This window comes from Faecalibacterium prausnitzii, assembly GCF_003287495.1.
Classification (GTDB): Bacteria; Bacillota; Clostridia; order Oscillospirales; family Ruminococcaceae; genus Faecalibacterium; species Faecalibacterium prausnitzii_I.
Genome location: NZ_PRLE01000009.1, coordinates 25,255 through 44,885 on the forward strand (window position 1 = coordinate 25,255; position 19,631 = coordinate 44,885).

Below are 19,631 nucleotides of genomic sequence, written 5' to 3' on the forward strand. Positions count from 1 at the left end.
ACGCTCAGGCCGCAAGGTCCGCGCTGAACATGCTGCGGTTGCTCTCCGGTACATGGAGCGCCGCCTGGCTGTTGCCGTAGAGCACTGCATAGGAAGCCGCTGCATGGGGACGTCGGCCGCCCTGCGCATGGTACCAGATGAGGTCATCCTCACCATAAGTCGCCTTGGCGTGCTCCAGCGCCTGCCCGACATTCTGCCCCATGATGAGGTGATTGATGGTATCCCAAAGCATACTGCGGGAGTAGACGGTGTAGACGTTGTTGACGTAGCCGATGACCGCCTGGGCCCCGCCGGAGAGGAGCGCATCCGCCATGGCGTTGTCCTCGCTGCCATCCACGCCGAGGAACTCACAGGTCTCGGAGTAGACGATGGTGTTGGAAAGCTTGCCGCCTTTATAAGCATTGCGGAAGAAATCCGAGGTAACGCAGTACATCCCGTTGACCTTGATGACCCGGTGGGCCAGCAGATCGAAGCCGTAGCGGAGGTCTTTGCCAAAGGTGGACTCTTCCGTCAGCAGCATAATGGGCTCCGTGCGGGTGCGTTTGAGGAACTTGCCATAGCTGTAAGTGTAGTAGGAGCCATGGGCGCTCAGAACGCTGACATGATAGTTGCCCATCTTCTTGAGGTCGGCCACGGTGACATGAATGTTGATCTTGGTCTCCAGCCCCAGCGCCGACCAGAAGCCCTGCATATAGGAATAATACGGGAAGCGGGAACTGTTGATGGTGTTGTCAAAAGCGTAGTAAATAACTGCCGTGCCGAACTTTTCCACCGCCTGATTTTCGGTGCGCCGGAGCAGGGCCGCCCGGCTCTTCTGCATTTCAGCCCCCAGATCCGGCGGGAGCCGGAGCGGGAGGGCATGATCGGAAGCGGCAGTCTCTGTCTCGGCGTTTTCCTCGTCCAGCGTCTCATCCTCGGGTTCCGTGAGCAGGATGCCGCCCAGCACGCCGCAGGGGTACCGGAAACTGACCATCCCGTTTTCTTCGTCGGTACAAATGGAGTCCTTTTCCACAAGGCCCTTGGCCGCCAGCGTGTCCAGCTGGGCCAGCGCCGCATCTTTCCGGGCGTCGGTGTCCATTTCCTGATATTGTTCACTCTCGGTCAGAGCAGTAACAGCGGCATCTGCCTGCTGCATCTCGGCTGCATCCGCCCGGGTGAGCGTCTGCTCTGCCGCTGCCGCGTCCACGGGCTGCTCCGCAAATGCAGCCGTCGGGAACACCGTGCTGACCAGTATCACCAGTGCGCAGAACGCGCACAACATGCGATGATGTTTCTGCTTCATCTTTTCTGTATCCTCCAGGAGAGCGCCGCCGGGCGGCGGTACTCTCTTTCGCGCCCGGAGAACGGCATCACGATCCGCTTTCGCCAATGTTTGCCGCCCTTTTGACGCGTTTCCCTATGCTCATTTTAGAGAGTCCCGGAAGCTTTGTCAAGCATTCCGCGCCGATTTTGCAAAGCTGTCACAGAGTGTGAAAAATCCGCGCCATCTTGCACAGAAATGCCCCCTGCTGTATAATAGTTGTGTATCTGGTTTTTGCAGTTTGCTCCCTGAAAGCAGTCCGCGGAAGCCATTTTGTAAGAAAGGCGGTGCTTTTTTGGAAAGCATTCAACGATATTGGAAGCGTACCGATAAAACTTACCTGCTTCTGTGCATCCTGAGCAGCAGCTTTGCGGTGCTGGCCCTCTCCTCCTGGGCCGCCAAGCAGGGCAGCGGCTTTGCTCTGGACGATGTTACCGGGCAGATCGTGGGCGTAGGCGATTACCGCCGTGCCTTGGTGCAGGCAGGCGCGGCCGCCATTGGGCTGTGTGTTGCAGTTCTGCTTTCAAACATCGATTACCGGAGCCTCGTCAAGGTGTGGCCAGTCCACGTTGCCGTCACCTGGGGCATGGTGCTCCCCACCCTGTTCATCCGCAATGTGACCGTCGGCCCGCTGACCATTGGCTACAATGCAGGCGACACCGACAACTACTCCTGGTACAAGCTGGGCGGCTTTACCCTCCAGCCCACCGAGCTGGCAAAGATCAGCTTTATCCTGACCTTTGCCATGCACCTGAACAATGTCCGTGGTAAGATCAACGAGCCCAAGGAGCTGGGCAAGCTGCTGCTGCACATGCTGGTCCCCATCCTCATCATCCACATCCAGGGTGATGACGGCACAGCCATCATCTACGGCATCATCGCCTGCTGCATGATGTTCTCCGCTGGCTTGAGCTGGAAATATATCATCGGGGCCATCTCGGCGGCGGCCGCTGCCGTGGCCGTGGCGTTTGGCTTTTTCAGCGATAAGATCGGCAAGGGCTACCAGTGGTACCGCATCCTCGCCGTCATCGACCCGGAAAACAAAACGGGCTGGGCCCCCAGCGAGGCTGTCTGGAAGAACATCATCTACCAGCAGCAGCGGGGGGAGATCGCGCTGGGTTCCGGCGGCATCTTCGGCAACGGTATTTTCGGCGGCAGCTATTACAGCGTCCCCAACGCCCACAACGATTTCGTCCTCAGCTGGATCGGCAACGCCACCGGCTTCGTGGGCTGCTGTGTGGTGCTGGGCATCCTGTTTGCGCTGGTCTGCAAGACCTTTGCCACCGGCGCCCGCAGTGAGGATATGCTGGGCAGCTTCATCTGTGCCGGCATCGGCGGTGCTCTCATGGCGCAGATCGCCGTCAATGTGGGCATGAACCTCCGCGTCCTCCCCGTCATCGGTGTCACCCTGCCGTTCTACTCGGCGGGCGGTTCCTCGGTCCTGATGCTGTATATTTGTGTTGGATTGGTACTGAGCGTTTATATGCACAATACCAAAAAGCTGTTTGGGTGAGCTTGCGTCAAGTGTAAAGTTTTCGCGCTCTGCTTGACTTTTTTCCGGAATCGCATATAATAAAAGTAGGAATGAGAAAGAGGTTATTCAACTGAATCACCTCAAAAAGGAAAGACCCCCTCGGAGTTGCCGCTCCAAGGGGGTTCTTCTTTTGCATCATTGATCCAACTAATCGGTGCAATTCGTCTTGTAAATCAACCAAAGTCGTGGTAAACTGTGCTTTATCGCATTTTATTTACTCAAACTTTGGAGGTTTTTCATGAAACAGAACCGCATCCGGAAATGTCTGCGGGCGGCCGCGCTGGCTGTCGTGGCACTGATTCTGGTGCTGGCAGGCACCGTGTTCGCGCTGTGGCACAACGAGTTTGCCACACTGGGCTCGTTCCGCAAGCTGTCCGACCGGGATACTGCCCACCATGACGGTGCCGTCTACGAGCTGACCGTCTCCGGCGACTACTATTTCGATGATTTTCTCGCTCAGGGCGGTGCGTCTAATGACTCTGAGCTCATCTCGTTCGTCACGAAGAGCATCACCAAGGGCCTCATTCCGCTGCAGCTCAAAACCACGGATATCTCCTGCTCCGCTTTTACGGCGGACACGGCAGAGGGCGACCGGGTGTTTGGCCGCAACTATGATTTTTCTTCCACCAATACGGCCATCGTCTACACCAACCCCGGCAAGGGGCGCCATGCTTCCTACTCCACCGTGGACCTGCACTTCCTCAGCCTGGACCCGGACAAAGACGTGGAGGGCCTGGGGCATAAGCTCCTGACACTGGCCGCTCCCTATGCCCCGCTGGACGGCATCAACGACGCCGGTGTGGCCTGCGGCATCTTCATGTCCTATCAGGGCGATGGCAAGGGCACTTCCACGGACATCGACACCGACAAACCCGACCTGACCTCTACCACCCTGCTCCGGCTCATCCTGGATTACGCCGACTCGGTGGAGGATGCCGTAGCGCTGGTGGAGCAATACGATCTCCACGACTCCACCAACTGTGTGTTCCACTACATGGTGGCCGATTCCACGGGCCGCAGCGCCATTCTGGAGTGGGTGGGCTCGGATGCCGACCACGACAACGACGGCTCCCAGCGCCGCCTGAATGTCCTCTGGAACGACACCGACAGCCTTTCGGACTCCGCGGACTGGCAGGTGGTGACCAACTTCATCAAAACGCCGGACTACTACACCTCCCCCGACCAGATGCACGGCCTGGACCGCTACGAGCATCTGGCTGACCGTCTGCGTGAGACAAACGGCATCGTAGCCGACGAGGACGCCGCCATGGCCCTGCTGGCCGAGGTAGGCCGCCGCACCTGGAACAACGATGACAGCAACAGCCTCACCGTCCACAGCGCGGTCTACAACCTGACGGACAAAACGGTCCTCTGGGTGGGCAATGAGCACTACGGCGAGGATGGGCGTACATTCCGCTACAGCCTGCAAAAGTAAATTTTCAAAGCGCACAAAAACAGGAGCTGCACCCGTTTGGCGGGCACAGCTCCTGTTTTCATTTGCTTTCTTTTTCTTTTACTTCATCACAGCGCCGAGGTTTGCACTGGTGACGTAACGGGCATAGCGGCTCAGCCAGCCCGTTTTGATGTTGGGCTCCGGGGCAACATACTTGGCCTTGCGCTCGGCCAGGACCTCATCGGAGACTTCCAGCGTGATGCTGGCGTTGGGGATGTCGATGTGGATGATGTCCCCTTCCTCCACGAGGCCAATGGGGCCGCCGGAAGCCGCTTCGGGGCTGACGTGACCGATGGAAGCGCCGCGGCTTGCACCGGAGAAGCGGCCATCGGTGATGAGGGCCACGCTCTTATCCAGCTTCATACCGGCCAGGGCAGAGGTGGGGTTGAGCATCTCCCGCATACCGGGGCCGCCCTTGGGGCCCTCGTAGCGGATGACCACCACGTCGCCCGGGACGATCTGGCCTGCGTAGATGGCCGCAATGGCGGTCTCCTCGCTGTTGAAGACACGAGCCGGGCCAGAGTGCTCCTGCATCTCGGGAGCCACGGCGCTCCGCTTGACCACACAGCCGTCCGGTGCGATGTTGCCCCAGAGGATCTGGAGACCGCCGGTGGGGCTGTAGGGGTCGTCGATGGGACGGATGGCCTTTTCGTTGAGGATGTGGGCCCCCTGGATGTTCTCCCCCAGCGTCTTGCCGGTCACGGTGGGCACATCGAGATCCAGCAGGTTCTTCTTGGCCAGCTCTGCCTGCACCGCGGCGATGCCGCCGGCGGCATACAGGTCCGGCATGTGGGTGGGGCCTGCGGGAGCCAGATGGCAGAGGTTCGGGGTGCGGGCACTGATCTCATTGAAGAGCTTCAGGTCCACAGGCACGCCTGCCTCATAGGCAATGGCCAGCAGGTGGAGGACGGTGTTGGTGGAGCAGCCCAGAGCCATATCGCAGGTCAGTGCGTTGCGGATGGAGCGCTCGTTGATGATCTGGCGGGCCGTGATGCCCTTTTTGACCATCTCCATAATGGCCATGCCGGAGTGCTTGGCCAGCTGCAGGCGCTTGGAGTAGACGGCCGGGATGGTGCCGTTGCCGGGCAGCGCAATGCCGATGGCCTCGCACAGGCAGTTCATGCTGTTGGCAGTGTACATACCAGAGCAGGAGCCGCAGCTGGGGCAGCAGTTGCAGGTGCAGTCTTCCAGCTGTTCGTCGTTGATGAGGCCTGCTTTATAGGCACCCACCGCCTCGAACATCTTGGAGAGGCTGACCTCCTCGCCGCCGTAGGTACCGGCCAGCATGGGGCCGCCGGAGCAGACCACCGCAGGCACATCCATGCGGACGGCTGCCATGACCATGCCGGGCACGATCTTATCACAGTTGGGCACCAGCACAAGGCCGTCCAGCTGGTGGGCCATGGTCATAGTCTCCACGCTGTCGCAGATGAGCTCGCGGGAAGCCAGCGAATATTTCATGCCCACATGGCCCATGGCGATGCCGTCGCACACGCCGATGGCCGGGATCAGGATGGGGGTGCCGCCTGCCATCTGGATGCCTGCCTTAACGGCGTCGGCCACCTTATCCAGGTTCATGTGGCCGGGCACGATTTCACTGTAGGCACTCACCACGCCGATGAGGGGGCGCTCCAGCTCTTCCGGGGTGTAGCCCAGTGCATAGAACAGGCTGCGGTTGGGCGCGCGCTCCACGCCCTTAGTCACGTTGTCGCTTCTCATGGTTTGTTCCTCTTTTCCTTATAACAAAAGACCCCCTCCCAAAGGAGGGAGCCTTTCTTAGTTTTAAAAGCAGCTTTTGGCTGAACTCCTTCCGTCATCGCTTGCGCGATGCCACCTCCCTCACGGAGGGAGGCTTCATGCTGCGGTCAGACAAACGGCTCCCTCTTTGAGGGGGCTGTCGCCGCAGGCGACTGGGGGAGTTCATTACTTCTTCAGCCAGCTCATCATGCTGCGGAGCTCTGCACCGACTTTCTCGATGGGATGGTCTGCCTGCATCCGGCGCTCAGCCAGGAAGTGGACCTTGCGGCCGCCGTTGGGGCTCATCTCGGTCAGGAACTCGGAAGCAAAGGTGCCATCCTGGATCTCGGTCAGCACTTTCTTCATTTCCTTGCGGGTCTCAGCGGTGATGAGGCGCTTGCCGGTGCGATAATCGCCGTACTCCGCAGTGTTGGAGATGGAGTAGCGCATCTTGGAGAAGCCGCCCTCGTTGATCAGGTCAACGATCAGCTTCATCTCGTGGCAGGTCTCAAAGTATGCCATCTCGGGCTCGTAGCCAGCCTCCACCAGGGTATCAAAACCAGCGTGGATCAGCTCGCACACACCGCCGCAGAGCACTGCCTGCTCGCCGAACAGATCGGTCTCAGTCTCCTCCTTAAAGGTGGTCTGCAGGATGCCCGCACGGCCGGCACCGATGCCGGAAGCATAAGCCAGAGCGATGTCCTTGGCCTTGCCGGTGTAGTCCTGCTCCACGCAGATCAGAGAGGGGCAGCCCTCGCCCTCGGTGTACAGGCGGCGGACGATGTGGCCGGGGCCCTTGGGAGCGATCATGATGACGTCCACGTTCTTGGGAGCGGTGATGGTCTTGAAGTGGATGTTGAAGCCGTGTGCAAAGGCCAGAGCCTTGCCCTCGGTCATGTAAGGAGCCACCTGCTTGTTGTAGATATCAGCGCACAGCTCATCGGGCACCAGCATCATGACAACGTCGCCAGCCTTGGCAGCCTCTTCCACTTCCATGACCTTGAAGTTGGGGTGAGTCGCTGCGAACTCGGAAGCCTTTTCCCAGTGGGCAGAGCCCTTGCGCAGGCCGACCACGACATTGACGCCGCTCTCGGCCAGGTTCTCAGAGTGGGCATGGCCCTGGCTGCCAAAGCCGATGATGGCGACGGTCTTGCCGTCCAGCACGCCGAGGTTGCAGTCGGAATCGTAGTATTTCTTGATTGCCATAAGAATGTTCTCCTTTTTTCTTTTCGGATCGTTTTTCTATGATCGTTTTTTAAATAAAGGCTTATCGGGTGGGGCATTTTGTGCCCGGCAGCGGGAACTGTGCTTCCCGCACTTCCTGCGAGGGCTTCTGCATGTGCTGGTGCATCCCGCCCCGCTCCAGCGCGGTCACGCCGGTGCGGCACAGCTCCAGAATTTTATAGTCCTCAAACATTTTGAGGAACGCATCGATCTTTTCCGGCTTGCCGATGAGCTCAAACACCATGCTGTCCGGGGAAAGATCAATAATCTTGGCTTTGTAGATGCTGCCGACCTCCCGCAGCTCCGCGCGGTTGTGGACGTCAGCCTCCACTTTCAGCAGCAACAGCTCCCGCTCCAGGGCTTTGTCGTGATCCAGCACAAAGACCTGCCGCGTGACTTCAAGGCGCTCGGTCTGCAGAATGAGCTGCTGGAGCTCTTTATCGGAGCCGGACACCGTGACGGTGATGCGGCTGACGGTCGGGTCGTTGGTGGCGGACACCGTCAGGCTGTCAATATTGAAGCCGCGGCGGCAGAACAGGCTGGACACCCGGGCCAGAACACCGCTCTGGTTGTCCACAAGCAGGCTGATGACCCTGCGCTTTCTGGTTTCCATTTCCGCACCCTCCTTATTTCATGATGATATCGTTGATATCGCCGCCGCCGGGGATCATGGGCAGGACTTTCTCGTCCTTGTCGATCATGCACTCGATCCAGGTGGGGCCTTTCTGCTTGAGGGCGTCGGCAAACGCGGTCTGGAACTCCGGGAGATTGGTGCAGCGGTAGCCTTTCAGGCCAAAGCCCTCGGCCAGCTTGACGAAATCCGTCTTACGGTGGGGGTCGGTCTGGGAGAAGCGCTTTCCATAGAACGTGGTCTGCCACTGGCGGACCATGCCCAGCACCTGATTGTTGAAGATGACCGTGATGATGGGCAGCTCATAACTGACGGCCGTGCAGGCCTCGTTGAGATTCATGTGGAACGAGCCATCGCCCGTGAACATGACTACCCGCTGGTCACGGCCCAGCGCCATCTGCGCGCCAATGGCCGCGCCGTAGCCAAAGCCCATGGTGCCCAGGCCGCCGCTGGTGATAAAGCCGCGGCTCTTGGCGTGGCGCAGGTACTGCGCCGCCCACATCTGGTGCTGGCCCACGTCGGTGACATACACGGCCTCGGGACCGCACTGGTTGCACACTTCGCCGATGACCTGATGGGGCATCAGGCGGGTGGGGTCGGACACGGGGTGGTAATCCTGTGCCTGCCACTCGCGGATCATGGCCATCCAGTCGGGGTGCTTCTTTTCCTCGATCTGGGGGAGCATGGCGTTGAGGACGTAGGCGGCATCGCCGGTGATGGAAAGGTCCACATCCACGTTCTTGCCCAGCTCGCTGGGGTCAATGTCGATCTGAATGATCGTTGCGTTCTTTGCAAAGGTCTTGGGGTTCAGCGCCACACGGTCCGAGAAGCGAGTGCCCACCGCGATGAGGACATCACAATCCGCCACGGCCCGGTTGGAGGTGTAGCAGCCGTGCATTCCCACCATACCGATGTTCATGGGGTCGCCATAGGGCACGACGCCTGCCGCCATCAGGGTGTAGGTAGCGGGGATCTCCGCCTTGTGGATGAGGTCGCGCAGGGGCTGGCAGGAGGCCGCCGAGCGGACACCGCCGCCAAAGTAGACCAGCGGCCGCTGTGCCGCGTTGATGAGGTCCGCCGCCCACTTGACCTGCTCTGCATTAAAAGTGGTCACCGTGCGGATGGGCTCCGGCTTTTTGGAGGTAAACTCGCAGACCGCCGCGGTCACGTCCTTGGGGATATCCACCAGCACGGGACCCTTGCGGCCGCTCTGTGCAATGCGGAACGCGGCCCGCATGGTATCGGCCAGGTCTTCCACCCGGCGCACCGTGAAATTGTGCTTGGTAATGGGCATCGTAATGCCCTCAATGTAAGCTTCCTGGAAGCCGTCCTTGCCCAGACCGCTGGTGACAACGTTGCCCGTAAAGGCCACCATGGGTACGGAATCCATGTAGGCCGTGGCAATGCCGGTGACCAGGTTGGTAGCACCCGGGCCGCTGGTGGCCAGCACCACACCGGTGCGGCCCGTTGCGCGGGCGTAGCCATCCGCTGCATGGGACGCGCCCTGCTCGTGGGCCGTCAGCACATGGGTGATGCGATCGGCGTTCTTATACAGCTCATCGTAAAGGTTGAGCACCGCGCCGCCGGGATAGCCAAAGATGGTCTCCACGCCCTGCTCACAAAGGACCTCTACAAAAATCTGTGAACCATTCAACTGCATGGTGTGTTTCTCCTGTTTCCTGTTCCCTCATGACATACACTTCCAAAGAAAGTGCATTTACACGTCATTTTTTTCGATCTCTCAGCTTTTTTGAACGTTGGGTCAATTATACTATAAATCGGGCCGTTGTCCAGCGACGATTTGTAACGTGAATCACCGCAAAGATGAAGATAATTGAACACCATCTTGCGCGATGCCAAAAGCAGCGATATAATTTGAAAAAGAAAAGAGAGGGAACAGCTATGACATTACGTGAATGGAACGCCCGCCTGCACGGGCTTGTGGTATTTCGTGCCCTGCTGGAGGACCCGGTGGTGGCAAAACTCGTCGATTTAACGGACCGGATGGACGCCGGGGCCTCCGGCATGGGCCTGGTGTGCGACGCCGTGGCCGCCTTTGAGGCCGCCCTGTTTGAGCACACCCCCAACTGGAGCGATTATCTTTCCAACGCCGTTCTGGAATCGGAGACTATCTGCGTGCGGCAGGCGGCTGCCGGACAGCTCTCCCCCGTTTTGCAGAGTGCGCTGGACAGCGAGCTGGCCTTTCTGCAGGCACTGTGCGGTCTGACACTGGACAAACTGTTCCAGACCGCTTATTCAGAGCAGAGCCAGCGGCCGGAGCTGGCTTTCCTGCCCCGTTGGGAAACGCGGGAGCTGGACCTTGCCGCCGCATATACCCAGCGGATGAGCGAGGTGGGCAAAAAGGGCTACGGCATGTTTGCCAAGCACCATGTTTTCACCGTGGAGAACGGTCAGCTGGTGCCGGTCAAGTATCCGGACCCCCAGAAGCTCTCCGAGCTGCCCGGCTACGAACAGGAGCGGGAAAAGGTGATTGCCAACACCCGGGCTCTGCTGACCGGGATGCCTGCCAACAACGTGCTGCTCTACGGCGACGCGGGCACCGGCAAATCCAGCACCGTCAAAGCCATCTGCAATGAGTTTGCCGCCGAGGGCCTGCGCCTGGTGGAAGTCAAGAAAAATCAGCTCTACCAGATCCCGGACCTGATGGACAAGCTGGCCGCCAATCCGCTCAAGTTCATCCTCTTCATTGATGACCTGAGTTTTACGGCCAACGACGATAATTTCGCCGCCCTGAAAGCCATTCTGGAGGGCAGCGTGGGCGGCCGGGCCCGGAACATCGCGGTCTATGCCACCTCCAACCGCCGCCACCTTATCAAGGAGACGCTGACCGACCGCACCGGCGACGATATCCACGAGGCCGACACCCGGCAGGAGCTCATGAGCCTGTCCGCCCGGTTCGGCCTCACGGTCACGTTCCAGCGGCCGGAGAAAGCACGCTTTGAGGCCATCCTCACCGAGCTGGCCAAGCAGCACCACATTGAGATGCCCCACGACCAGCTCCTGGTCAAGGCCGAGGCTTTCGCCATCCGGGCCGGCGGCCGCAGCCCCCGCGTGGCCAAGCAGTTCATTGAACAGTGCGAGTCCGGTGTCCAGAAATAATTTGATCTGATATCAGAAAAGCGCCCGTGCAGTTTCCCTCTGCACGGGCGCTTTTGTGTTTGCTTCAGCTCAGCCGGTTCAGCCGGACTGCCACATAGGGGTCCGGGAGTTTGAGCTCATCGGCCAGGTCTTCCTCGCTGGCGTATTTTTCTGCCGCAATGCCCACCAGCACGCTGCAGGTATCGAACCGCCCCTCCGGGGAGAGGGCCGTGATCTTTGCCTCACCGTCCGCGACCGCGGTCACCACGCCGTTGGGGTCCACGGTGGCCACACCGGGGTTAGAGCTCACCCAGGTGATGGGGACGCTCCCGCCGCTTTCCAACGCCACAGAGGCCGTCAGAGTCTCTTTGCTGCCCACCGTTTTAAAGAGCAGGTCGTTCTTGTTCAGCGTCACACGGCCAATGTCCGAAGTGACGGTCACGGTACACCGCACGGCCTGCCCGTTGGAAGCCAGCGCCGTGATGGTGGCACCGCCGGTTCCCTGTGCCGTCACCAGACCGTTTTCATCTACCGTAGCCACCTCCGGGTTGGAGCTCAGCCACTGGTAAACATAAATAAAGGAGTGGTCATTGTTGATGAGCTTCAGCTGTTTTGTGGGGTGGAGATCATCATATTTCAGGGCTAAGCTCAGGCTGCTCTGATCCAGAGCCGGCTTTTTGGCCTCGCCCCCCGCGCTCTCCTTGGTCACCGTCACCTTGCAGGCTGCCCGGTCCCCCCGGTCTGAGATGGCCGTAATGGTCGCGGTACCCGCGCTCCGCCCGGTCACCTTGCCGTCGCCATCCACCGTGGCCACGGTGGGGTTGGAGCTCATCCAGACGATGAAATAATAATCGCTGCCGCTGCCGGTGTAGAGGTAGGCTCTGGGGCGAGGGTCTTCCTCCGTGATCTCCAGGTTCATTTCCGTCACTTCCAGCTCCAGCCCTTTGCTGCCCGGCTGGGGTGCGGGAGCCGCCTGGGCCATCAGCCCGGAAGCCAGCAGCACCCCGCTGAGGGCAAGCGCCGCCAGAAGCCGCCCAGTTTTCTGCATCCTATGTCTCATCGGGTCGTCTTCCCTCCTGTCATCCGTTTTGCTGTTTGGATAAGATGCCGCACGCATGTCATTTTTCAGTACAAATTCTCCCACTTACAGCTTATTTTACACGCGGGGGAAGCAAGGGTCAAGTTTTTCGGCGCAAATGTCACAAACTCGACGTGGCTTTTGGTGAGCTCACCAAAAGTTATTCTCCTTTTTTGTGCAAAAAGAGACCGCCGCACCTTTCCGGATGCGGCGGCCGTTGTGGGAACTTGCGGGAATGAGAAAATCGCTTAATAGTTGTGCTTTTTCAGCTCAAAGAAGCTCTGCGGGTGTGCGCAGACCGGGCACTTCATCGGAGCAGATTTGCCGATATAGGTGTAACCGCAGTTGCGGCAGATCCACACCTGCTGCTCCTCCCTGGCAAAGACTTTGCCATCCTTGAGGTTGGCGGCCAGCTCACGGTAGCGCTCTTCGTGCTCTTTCTCGATCTGGCCCACCATGGTGAACAGGGCAGCCAGTTGGTTGAACCCCTCTTCCTTGGCCTCTTTGGCCATGCGGGGGTACATGTCGGTCCATTCGTCATGCTCGCCGCCCGCGGCCAGCTCCAGGCAGGTCATCACATCCGGCATCTCGCCGCCGTTCAGGGCCTTGAACCAGAGCTTTGCGTGCTCTTTCTCGTTGCCGGCGGTCTCCTCAAAGATGGCGGCCAGCTGCTCATAGCCTGCCTTTTTGGCCACCGAGGCAAAGAACGTGTACTTGCTGCGGGCCATGCTCTCGCCTGCAAATGCTTCCATCAGGTTTTTCTCGGTCTTGCTGCCTTTCAGTTCCATGGTACTCTCCTTTGTTCCGGTATCTCTATTCCGGTATATCGCGTGTGCGGAGAAGTGATCCCCTCTCCGGCTCATTCTATGTTTCTCTGGGAGTATTGTACCACAAGATCGCGTAATAATCAAGAATCATTCCTATTTATGGCCTGCCAAGAATTTTCTTTTGTTTTTAGCCATTATGCTGTTTGAGGGCACAGACAGCCAGGCTCAGGGCACTCCAGGCGGCCTGATACATCAGCACCATGACTACCGACAGCATCCCGACGCTGCCCGCGTAGGTCAGCAGCACCCCGATGACCACCGAGAACCACACCGACACCAGCTGTACCGTTGTGGCGCTGTTCTCGGCGTTCTGGGCCTGCTCCGCGGCACGCAAGCCGCCTGTCAGGCTGGCAAAGCCCTGGGTGTGGATCATACAGCAGGTCTCCGCGTTTTCCGCCGCCGGGGCTGCCTGTTCGGCTGCCGCAAGGGAGGTGCACTGCTCCTGATCCAGCAGCGTCACCATGCCCTCAGGCAGGTGATACACCTCGGCGATCTGCCGGGCCGTCAGGCTGGGGTCCTCGCAGGAGACCAGCAGGCGGATGTTCTCTTTCTGGAGCATCTCCAGCCCGCGGGCCGCATTCCGCCCACCCACATAGTGGAGGACGAACATGGCGTGCAGATTGCCGGACACGGCCAGATACAAGATCTGCAGCGTGCCGTTCTGGGAGTGCTTCTGCTCGTATTCCAGTTCAGGCAGGGGCACGCCCTCCCGCTCCATGTACGCCCGGTTGCCAATGAGGACGCGGTTGTTATCGCACCAGGCCGCAAAGCCCAGGCCCTGGTGCACTTCCAGGTCCTTGATCGGGTAGAGGATATCGGTGCGGTCCTCAATGATCTGCCGGAACAATCCCCGCAGCGCGGCGCAGCTCTGGTTGAGCACGCTGGCCGAGTAGAGAATGGCCCGGTCGATGCGGCCGCCCTTGAAGATGCGGATGTCTTCCAGCATGGCGCTGTCCGCCGTAAAGAGTTCGTCCGCGTCCACCTGCACGGTGTCCACGCCGCCCAACTCTTCCACCGCTGCCCAGCCCGGGATGACAGCACCTGCCGCCGCAGCGGTCCGCTGCAGCCGCAGGGAGGCCACACCTGCCACCAATGTGGAGGAGAGGGGCGCGCCCATGCAGAGTATGGCGGTCAGGGCCGCCGCGCCGCCGCTGATGCCGCCGCCAAACAGCAGGAACACCAACCCGGCCAGCACACCGGCAGCCAGCAGGATGTACGCGGTCTTCCGGGCACGGCGCTCACTGGCCCGCTCCCCAAAGCTCTGCTCCACCAGCTTTTCATCCCAATCGGTGGGGCGGCTGAGGAGGATCCAGGGGTCTTTCTGGTCCAGACTCCGGGAGAGCATCCGGATCAGGTCTTTGTCTTTCACCCGGTAAGCGCCCCGGTGCTCCGGCTCGCTCATGGCCAGATCGTAGCCGCCTTTCACGGCAGCCAGCTGCACCCGGCTGCCCAGCAGGGCCATAAACAGGCCCAGTGCCGCGATGCCGGAGAGGATCGTAAAGCTGGAAGTCTGGTAGCTCTGGGCGTTCAGCAGGGCGACGACCGCCTCCAGCAGGGCCGCACAGGCGGCCAGCGCGGGCATGGTGTCGCTGCTGGGGCGTCCATCCTTTTTCAGGCCCAGCAGACCGTCCCGCAGCACGGGGGCCGCCACGGCCATGGCCGCCGCCAGGAACAGCAGGTTGGCGGCATAGAACGCCGCCGGGGCCACTACAGGGTCCAGCGCTGCCAGCGGAGCCAGAAGCCCTTCTGCCACCAGTCCAAAGTGGAGCAGCACCGCGGCCAGGATACCGCCCAGCACACAGCGCAATGTAAGGGCTGCGCCCATCTTGCGCAGCTTTTCGCCGACCTCTTCCGGGGTGGCGGGAGCCTCCTCGCCTGCCGGCTCTGCCTCGGCTGCCGGGGTCCCGTCCACAGGCACTTCTGCCGTGGATGCTTCCGCAGCCGGAGCGGCCTTGAGGGCCTCCACCGGCGGCTCTTCCGAAGGATTGCCCTCGTTGTCCAGCCCGATGAGCGGCAGGCTCATGCTGTCGTCCGGGCCGGGAGCCGTTTCCCGGGTGGGTGCCTTCACTTCATCATCGGCTTTCCCAAAGAAGCGGAACGCCGGGATCTCCGTCGTCTTCTCCTTGCCGCTCTCCGGCTCTGCCGCAGTTTCCATGCGGGGTGTCGGCTGGGATGTCACCGGCAGCTTTTCCGGAGTTTTCTCCGGCTCTGCAGGAGTCTTGGGCGGCTCCGGAGCTGCCTTGTCCTCTGCAAACACCAAACCGGTCAGGGGGCTGGCAGGCAATGTCTCCGTCTGCTTGGGTGCAGACTTTGCAGGCGCTTTCGGCTTGCCAAAGAGCATGGCTTTCAGCTCTTTCATCTCCTCGTCTTCCCGCTGCTCCATGGCACTGCGGGACGCAGCCGACTGATCGAGTTTCTGCTTTTTCGTTTCATTACTGGGTGCCGGAGCGGTTGCCTTGTTCTCCGGTTTTTCTTTCTTCACCGGCTCCGCGGGCTTTGCCGGTTCTGCCGGTTTCACGGGCTCCGGTGCGGGCGCTTCCGGTTTTGCAGGCTCCTGCGGTGCCTTTTCCGGCGTGGCAGGTACAGGCTGCTTTTTTGGCTCCGGCATGACCGGCTGTTCCGCAGCAGCCTCTTCCGGTTCCAGCACCAGTTCCAGATCGGCCTGAGGCTCCTCGGCGTCATCGCCCAAAACAATTTCCCCCGTGGGCGGCAGCTCCAGCCCGCGCTCCGCCGGTTTCTTTGTTTCCGGTTCCGGCTTTCCGCGTTGGAACAGCCCCCCGAACAGCCCGCGTTTGGGCGGCGTTTCCTCTTCTTCACGGCGGCTCATGGCCTCCGGTACCTGCGCCACGCTGGTGCTGAAGAACGTGCGGAATTTCTCTGCCGCGATCTCTTCCTGCGTCAGCTCTTTGCGGCGCTTATCCTCTTTTGGCATCCTTGTCCCTCCCTGTTTTTTTGGAGTCCACCTGCTCAGGCGTTTTTGGCGGCACGCTGCGACTGGATCTCATACAGGATGATGCCCGCCGCCACCGAGACATTGAAGCTGTCCACACCGGTGCCCTCGGCAGCCATATCCAGCCGCACCACACCGTCGCAGAGCTTCTTTACCAGCTGGGATACCCCGCTGCCCTCGCTGCCCATTACCAGTGCAATGGGACCGGTGAGGTTGTTCTTGCGCAGCGGCACACCGTCCATATCGGCGCAGTAGACGAACACGCCCTGCTCTTTCAGGCGGCGGATGGTTTCACCGATGTTCGCTACCCGGGCCACGGGCAGGCGCTCGGCCGCGCCCGCGCTGGACTTGATGACGGTAGGCGTCACGGACGCGCCGCCCCGCTTTGGGATGACGATGCCGTGGGCACCGCAGAGCAGTGCGCTCCGCATCACCGCGCCCAGATTATGGGGGTCCTCAATGCCGTCGCTCAGCACCAGAAACGGGGGCTCGCCCTTGGCTTTTGCAGCCTCCAGCAGGTCTTCCACCGTCACATACTCGATCTCACTGGCAAACGCCGCCACGCCCTGGTGGCTGTCCGTACCGGTCATCAGCCGGAGCTTGTTGGGGTTCACCCGCTTGACGGCAGCGCCCACTTCCTTGGCCATGGCGGTGTAGTAGGCCGCCACAGCCGGGGCCATGCCCTCGGCCAGCAGCACGGTATCCACGCCAGAACCGCTCTTGAGCAGTTCGGTCACGGGGTTTTTGCCGTAGACCAGGCTCTCGTTCTTGGCTGCTTTGGGCTGCTCGTCCGTATTACGGCGGGGACGGCGCGGGGTATTTTTTTCTTCCATGGGTCGTTCTCCTCTCAATTTCTATGGAAAGACGCTTCCTGCATCTGAAAGTTTCCTGTTTTTGTGACAGAATCCGATATTGATTCATCTTGAAGTATAACATAAGCGGACTTTCTTTGCCATAGAATTGCGGTTTTTTCTTCCAGAGAATTTCCCGCTTCCACCCAAGACGCCCCGCCCGGGTATAAAGAAGTGTTGCCAGCTCCCGGGCAAAATATCCGTCCCATTTCCGGGCGGTGGTGTTTTCCACAAAAAGCCCTGTATACAGGTTGTAAAAGGGCCCTGTTTTTTCCACAAGTTGAAAACCCTGTGGAGAACGTGCAAAAGTCCAGCGCTGACGCCTCTTTTTAGGGTGGATTTCCACACTTTCCACAGAGTTTTCCACAAACCGTTCTCGACAAGAGGAAAACCACTCGTACATTTTGTAATTTTCAAGTCGGAATTGTGACAAATTTTTAACTCAGTAGTTGTCTGCTTTTGCTTTTTTCTCCAATATCAAAATGACGAATGTGGATTTGTGTTGAAAATCCACCCCGTTCCAAATGCCGAATTCCCCTCACTGAATGTTGTCAAAACCAGTCGTGAATGTTGCAATCCGAAATGCTTCTGCCCCACCGCTCCCGGCCTGTCTTATTTCTTCTGCCGGAAAAGCAAGCACTCTTGCGAGAAAAGCGCTGCTTTGGATTGATTTTAGCAATTGTTTGGGGTATACTTAGCTTGTAAGTTCGTTAAACCATGCGCAAAGTGGCGTGTGGGCACGACCAGACCCCAATGAATTTGTGGAGGTAATGAATAATGTTGGTAAATGCAACCGAAATGCTGATTAAGGCTCGTGATGGCCACTACGGTGTGCCTCAGTTTAACATCAACAACCTGGAGTGGACCAAGGCTGTTCTGACCGCCTGTGAGGAAATGAAGAGCCCTGTCATCCTGGGCGTCTCCGAGGGTGCTGGCAAGTACATGACCGGCTTCAAGACCGTCGCCGCCATGGTGGACGCTATGGTCGATTCCATGGGCATCACTGTCCCCGTTGCTCTGCACCTGGACCACGGCACCTACGAGGGCTGCAAGGCCTGCGTGGAGGCTGGCTTCTCCTCCATCATGTTCGACGGCAGCCACTACTCCATTGAGGAGAACGTTGCCAAGACCAAAGAGCTGGTTGCTCTGGCACACTCCAAGGGCCTGAGCATCGAGGCTGAGGTCGGTTCCATCGGCGGTGTCGAGGACGGTGTTGTGGGCGCTGGCGAGATCGCAGACCCCGAGGAGTGCGCAAAGATCACCGCTCTGGGCATCGACTTCCTGGCCGCCGGCATTGGCAACATCCATGGCGTCTATCCGGCAAACTGGAAAGGCCTGGACTTTGAGGCTCTGGACCGCATCCACAAGGCCACCAACAACATTCCTCTGGTCCTGCACGGCGGCACCGGCATCCCCGATGACATGATCGCAAAGGCCATCAGCCTGGGCGTTTCCAAGATCAACATCAACACCGAGTGCCAGCTGGTCTTCGCAGAGGCCACCCGTAAGTACATCGAGGCCGGCAAGGATCAGCAGGGCAAGGGCTTCGATCCCCGCAAGCTGCTGGCTCCCGGCGCTGCTGCCATCGTGGACAAGTGCAAAGAGAAGATCGAGCTCTTTGGCTGCGCAGGCAAGGGCTGATTTCCCCGGAGAAACCAAAGAACAATACAGCGGCCCCGCAACGTGGAAACTCCACGCGGCGGGGCCGCTTTTATTTTATATGCGAGCACTCAGACGTGGGTCTTTTCCATATCGCCAGAAATGGATTGCATACAGTCCCGCACCCAGAAGCAGGCAAAAGACTGAATAGCTAAGAATCGGAAGCCGCAGCAACACGAGATTGCCCGCGATTTGGTTAAAGAACCAGCCCGTTCCATACAAAATTACGATATAAAGCACCAGCCATGCAGCATATTTCAGCCAATGCTCCCGCGGCGGAAAGCCCACCTGATCCATCATCCGGCGGAACAGTATGCAAAACGCCGCCACTGCAACAACAAGCTGCATCAGATACCCTACGGATAGTTCAAAAACCCAATTTCCAATTACCGGATAGAGCAGCAAGCCTTCCACGCCCCACTCAAAAAAGAAATACAGCGGTGCAACATACCAGAAGTAATCCCCGGCTCTCAGTGTTTTCAAGCTTGGCTTGACCTCTTCCACAAAGGTCTTTGCGTCCGAAATCGAATGAAACAGTTCCTGATTTTCCTTGTTGGCTTGGATTGCAATATCAAGCAAATCGCTGCGCACAAGTTCGATACCACAGAAGTCCCAGCTGACCCGGCGAAGATAACGAATCACTTCTTTAAGCTGCTCCTGACTTTTTTCAGTCAGCAACTCGGTACGCATCCGGTTTGTTTTTCGCAATGCAAAATACTTATTCATCTGGTTCCTCCTTAAAAATTTTTTCCACCAGCTGGCAGAGCTGGCTCCAATCCTGCCGGAACTCAAGAAGCGCCTTCCTTCCTTCTTTCGTTACGACGTAATATTTTCGGCTTGGTCCCTTGGGGGAAGGTCTGCGCTCTACCGTAACCTTTCCCTGCTGCTCCAAGCGCAATAGCAGTGGATAGAGTGTACTTTCACTCAAGTCAGAAAATCCGACCTGTTTCAGATGCATCACAATCTCATAGCCATAGGTCGGCTCTTGCGCAATCAATTTCAGGACACAATATTCCAGAACACCCTTTAAAAGTTGTGCATTGTTTTCCATAAGTCCTCCTCTCCGCTAGTATGTAATGCGTAGTAGCTTATCTACATTGTATTACATAGTAGTGTTTCTGTCAAGTCCTGACCTATTGGCACTACAACCAAAAATCATGCCATATTTTTATGCAACAAAAAAGCCCTGAGATTTCTCTCAGAGCTCTTTGTTAAGTCGGCGACTACCTATTTTCACGCGCCGTTTCCAGCGAACTATCTTGGGCACGAGTGAGCTTAACTTCTGTGT

16 protein-coding genes are annotated in these 19,631 nt (G+C 58.9%); 4 read left to right on the forward strand and 12 right to left on the reverse strand.

All coding sequences use genetic code 11. The features are described from left to right. Positions 1-4: 4 nt before the first annotated feature. Entirely contained in the window at positions 5-1,282 is a 1,278-nt protein-coding gene (locus C4N22_RS12245) for a C25 family cysteine peptidase (RefSeq protein ID WP_112149157.1), read from the reverse strand. A gap of 313 nt (positions 1,283-1,595) precedes the next feature. On the opposite strand from C4N22_RS12245, the gene C4N22_RS12250 reads away from it, so the two are divergent. Continuing rightward, the gene (locus C4N22_RS12250; protein ID WP_181567213.1) at positions 1,596-2,813 is read left to right on the forward strand and encodes an FtsW/RodA/SpoVE family cell cycle protein; all 1,218 of its coding nucleotides are present in this window, start codon (positions 1,596-1,598) and stop codon (positions 2,811-2,813) included. Positions 2,814-3,072: 259 nt separating this feature from the next. Then, a complete protein-coding gene (locus C4N22_RS12255; protein ID WP_112149158.1) occupies positions 3,073-4,269 on the forward strand; it encodes a carcinine hydrolase/isopenicillin-N N-acyltransferase family protein in 1,197 nt (398 codons plus the stop codon). Positions 4,270-4,347: 78 nt separating this feature from the next. Here the strand turns inward: C4N22_RS12255 and ilvD are convergent, their stop codons facing one another. From ilvD to ilvB, 4 genes are all read right to left on the reverse strand, one after another. Then, entirely contained in the window at positions 4,348-6,006 is a 1,659-nt protein-coding gene (ilvD, locus tag C4N22_RS12260) for a dihydroxy-acid dehydratase (protein WP_112149159.1), read from the reverse strand. Between the two features lie 204 nt (positions 6,007-6,210). Beyond that, positions 6,211-7,230 (reverse strand): ketol-acid reductoisomerase, encoded by a 1,020-nt coding sequence (gene ilvC / locus C4N22_RS12265; RefSeq protein WP_112149160.1) that lies wholly within the window; start codon positions 7,228-7,230, stop codon positions 6,211-6,213. 61 nt (positions 7,231-7,291) lie between these two features. Next, positions 7,292-7,861: an acetolactate synthase small subunit gene (ilvN, locus tag C4N22_RS12270; RefSeq protein ID WP_022257013.1), complete on the reverse strand. Its 570-nt coding sequence runs from the start codon at positions 7,859-7,861 to the stop codon at positions 7,292-7,294. Positions 7,862-7,874: 13 nt separating this feature from the next. Then, on the reverse strand, positions 7,875-9,539 hold the full coding sequence (ilvB, locus tag C4N22_RS12275; RefSeq protein WP_112149161.1) for a biosynthetic-type acetolactate synthase large subunit: 1,665 nt from the start codon (positions 9,537-9,539) through the stop codon (positions 7,875-7,877). Between the two features lie 242 nt (positions 9,540-9,781). Between ilvB and C4N22_RS12280 the strand changes: the two genes are divergently transcribed. Next, positions 9,782-10,999, forward strand: coding sequence for an ATP-binding protein (locus C4N22_RS12280; protein WP_112149162.1), 1,218 nt, complete (start codon positions 9,782-9,784; stop codon positions 10,997-10,999). 64 nt (positions 11,000-11,063) lie between these two features. Here C4N22_RS12280 and C4N22_RS12285 read toward each other — a convergent pair whose 3' ends face one another. The 5 genes from C4N22_RS12285 to C4N22_RS12800 form a co-directional block, all read right to left on the reverse strand. Beyond that, entirely contained in the window at positions 11,064-12,026 is a 963-nt protein-coding gene (locus C4N22_RS12285; RefSeq protein ID WP_112149163.1) for an Ig-like domain-containing protein, read from the reverse strand. Positions 12,027-12,304: 278 nt separating this feature from the next. Further along, positions 12,305-12,844: a rubrerythrin gene (gene rbr, locus C4N22_RS12290; RefSeq protein ID WP_022257009.1), complete on the reverse strand. Its 540-nt coding sequence runs from the start codon at positions 12,842-12,844 to the stop codon at positions 12,305-12,307. 166 nt (positions 12,845-13,010) lie between these two features. Then, positions 13,011-15,815, reverse strand: coding sequence for a cell envelope biogenesis protein OmpA (locus C4N22_RS12295; RefSeq protein ID WP_112149164.1), 2,805 nt, complete (start codon positions 15,813-15,815; stop codon positions 13,011-13,013). 35 nt (positions 15,816-15,850) lie between these two features. Further along, complete coding sequence (gene rlmB, locus C4N22_RS12300) at positions 15,851-16,666, reverse strand: 23S rRNA (guanosine(2251)-2'-O)-methyltransferase RlmB (protein ID WP_022257007.1); 816 nt, start codon at positions 16,664-16,666, stop codon at positions 15,851-15,853. After that, complete coding sequence (locus C4N22_RS12800) at positions 16,629-17,051, reverse strand: hypothetical protein (protein WP_146746530.1); 423 nt, start codon at positions 17,049-17,051, stop codon at positions 16,629-16,631. Before C4N22_RS12800 ends, rlmB begins: the two co-directional genes overlap by 38 nt. Positions 17,052-17,461: 410 nt before the next feature. On the opposite strand from C4N22_RS12800, the gene fba reads away from it, so the two are divergent. After that, complete coding sequence (fba, locus tag C4N22_RS12305) at positions 17,462-18,325, forward strand: class II fructose-1,6-bisphosphate aldolase (protein WP_112116519.1); 864 nt, start codon at positions 17,462-17,464, stop codon at positions 18,323-18,325. Positions 18,326-18,400: 75 nt separating this feature from the next. On the opposite strand, the gene C4N22_RS12310 is transcribed toward fba, so the two are convergent. Continuing rightward, positions 18,401-19,069 carry a hypothetical protein gene (locus tag C4N22_RS12310; RefSeq protein ID WP_112149165.1) on the reverse strand — a complete coding sequence of 223 codons (669 nt, stop codon included), beginning with the start codon at positions 19,067-19,069 and terminating at the stop codon, positions 18,401-18,403. Then, complete coding sequence (locus C4N22_RS12315; RefSeq protein ID WP_112149166.1) at positions 19,062-19,394, reverse strand: PadR family transcriptional regulator; 333 nt, start codon at positions 19,392-19,394, stop codon at positions 19,062-19,064. The genes C4N22_RS12310 and C4N22_RS12315 overlap by 8 nt, the downstream gene beginning before the upstream one ends. Positions 19,395-19,631 lie beyond the last annotated feature (237 nt).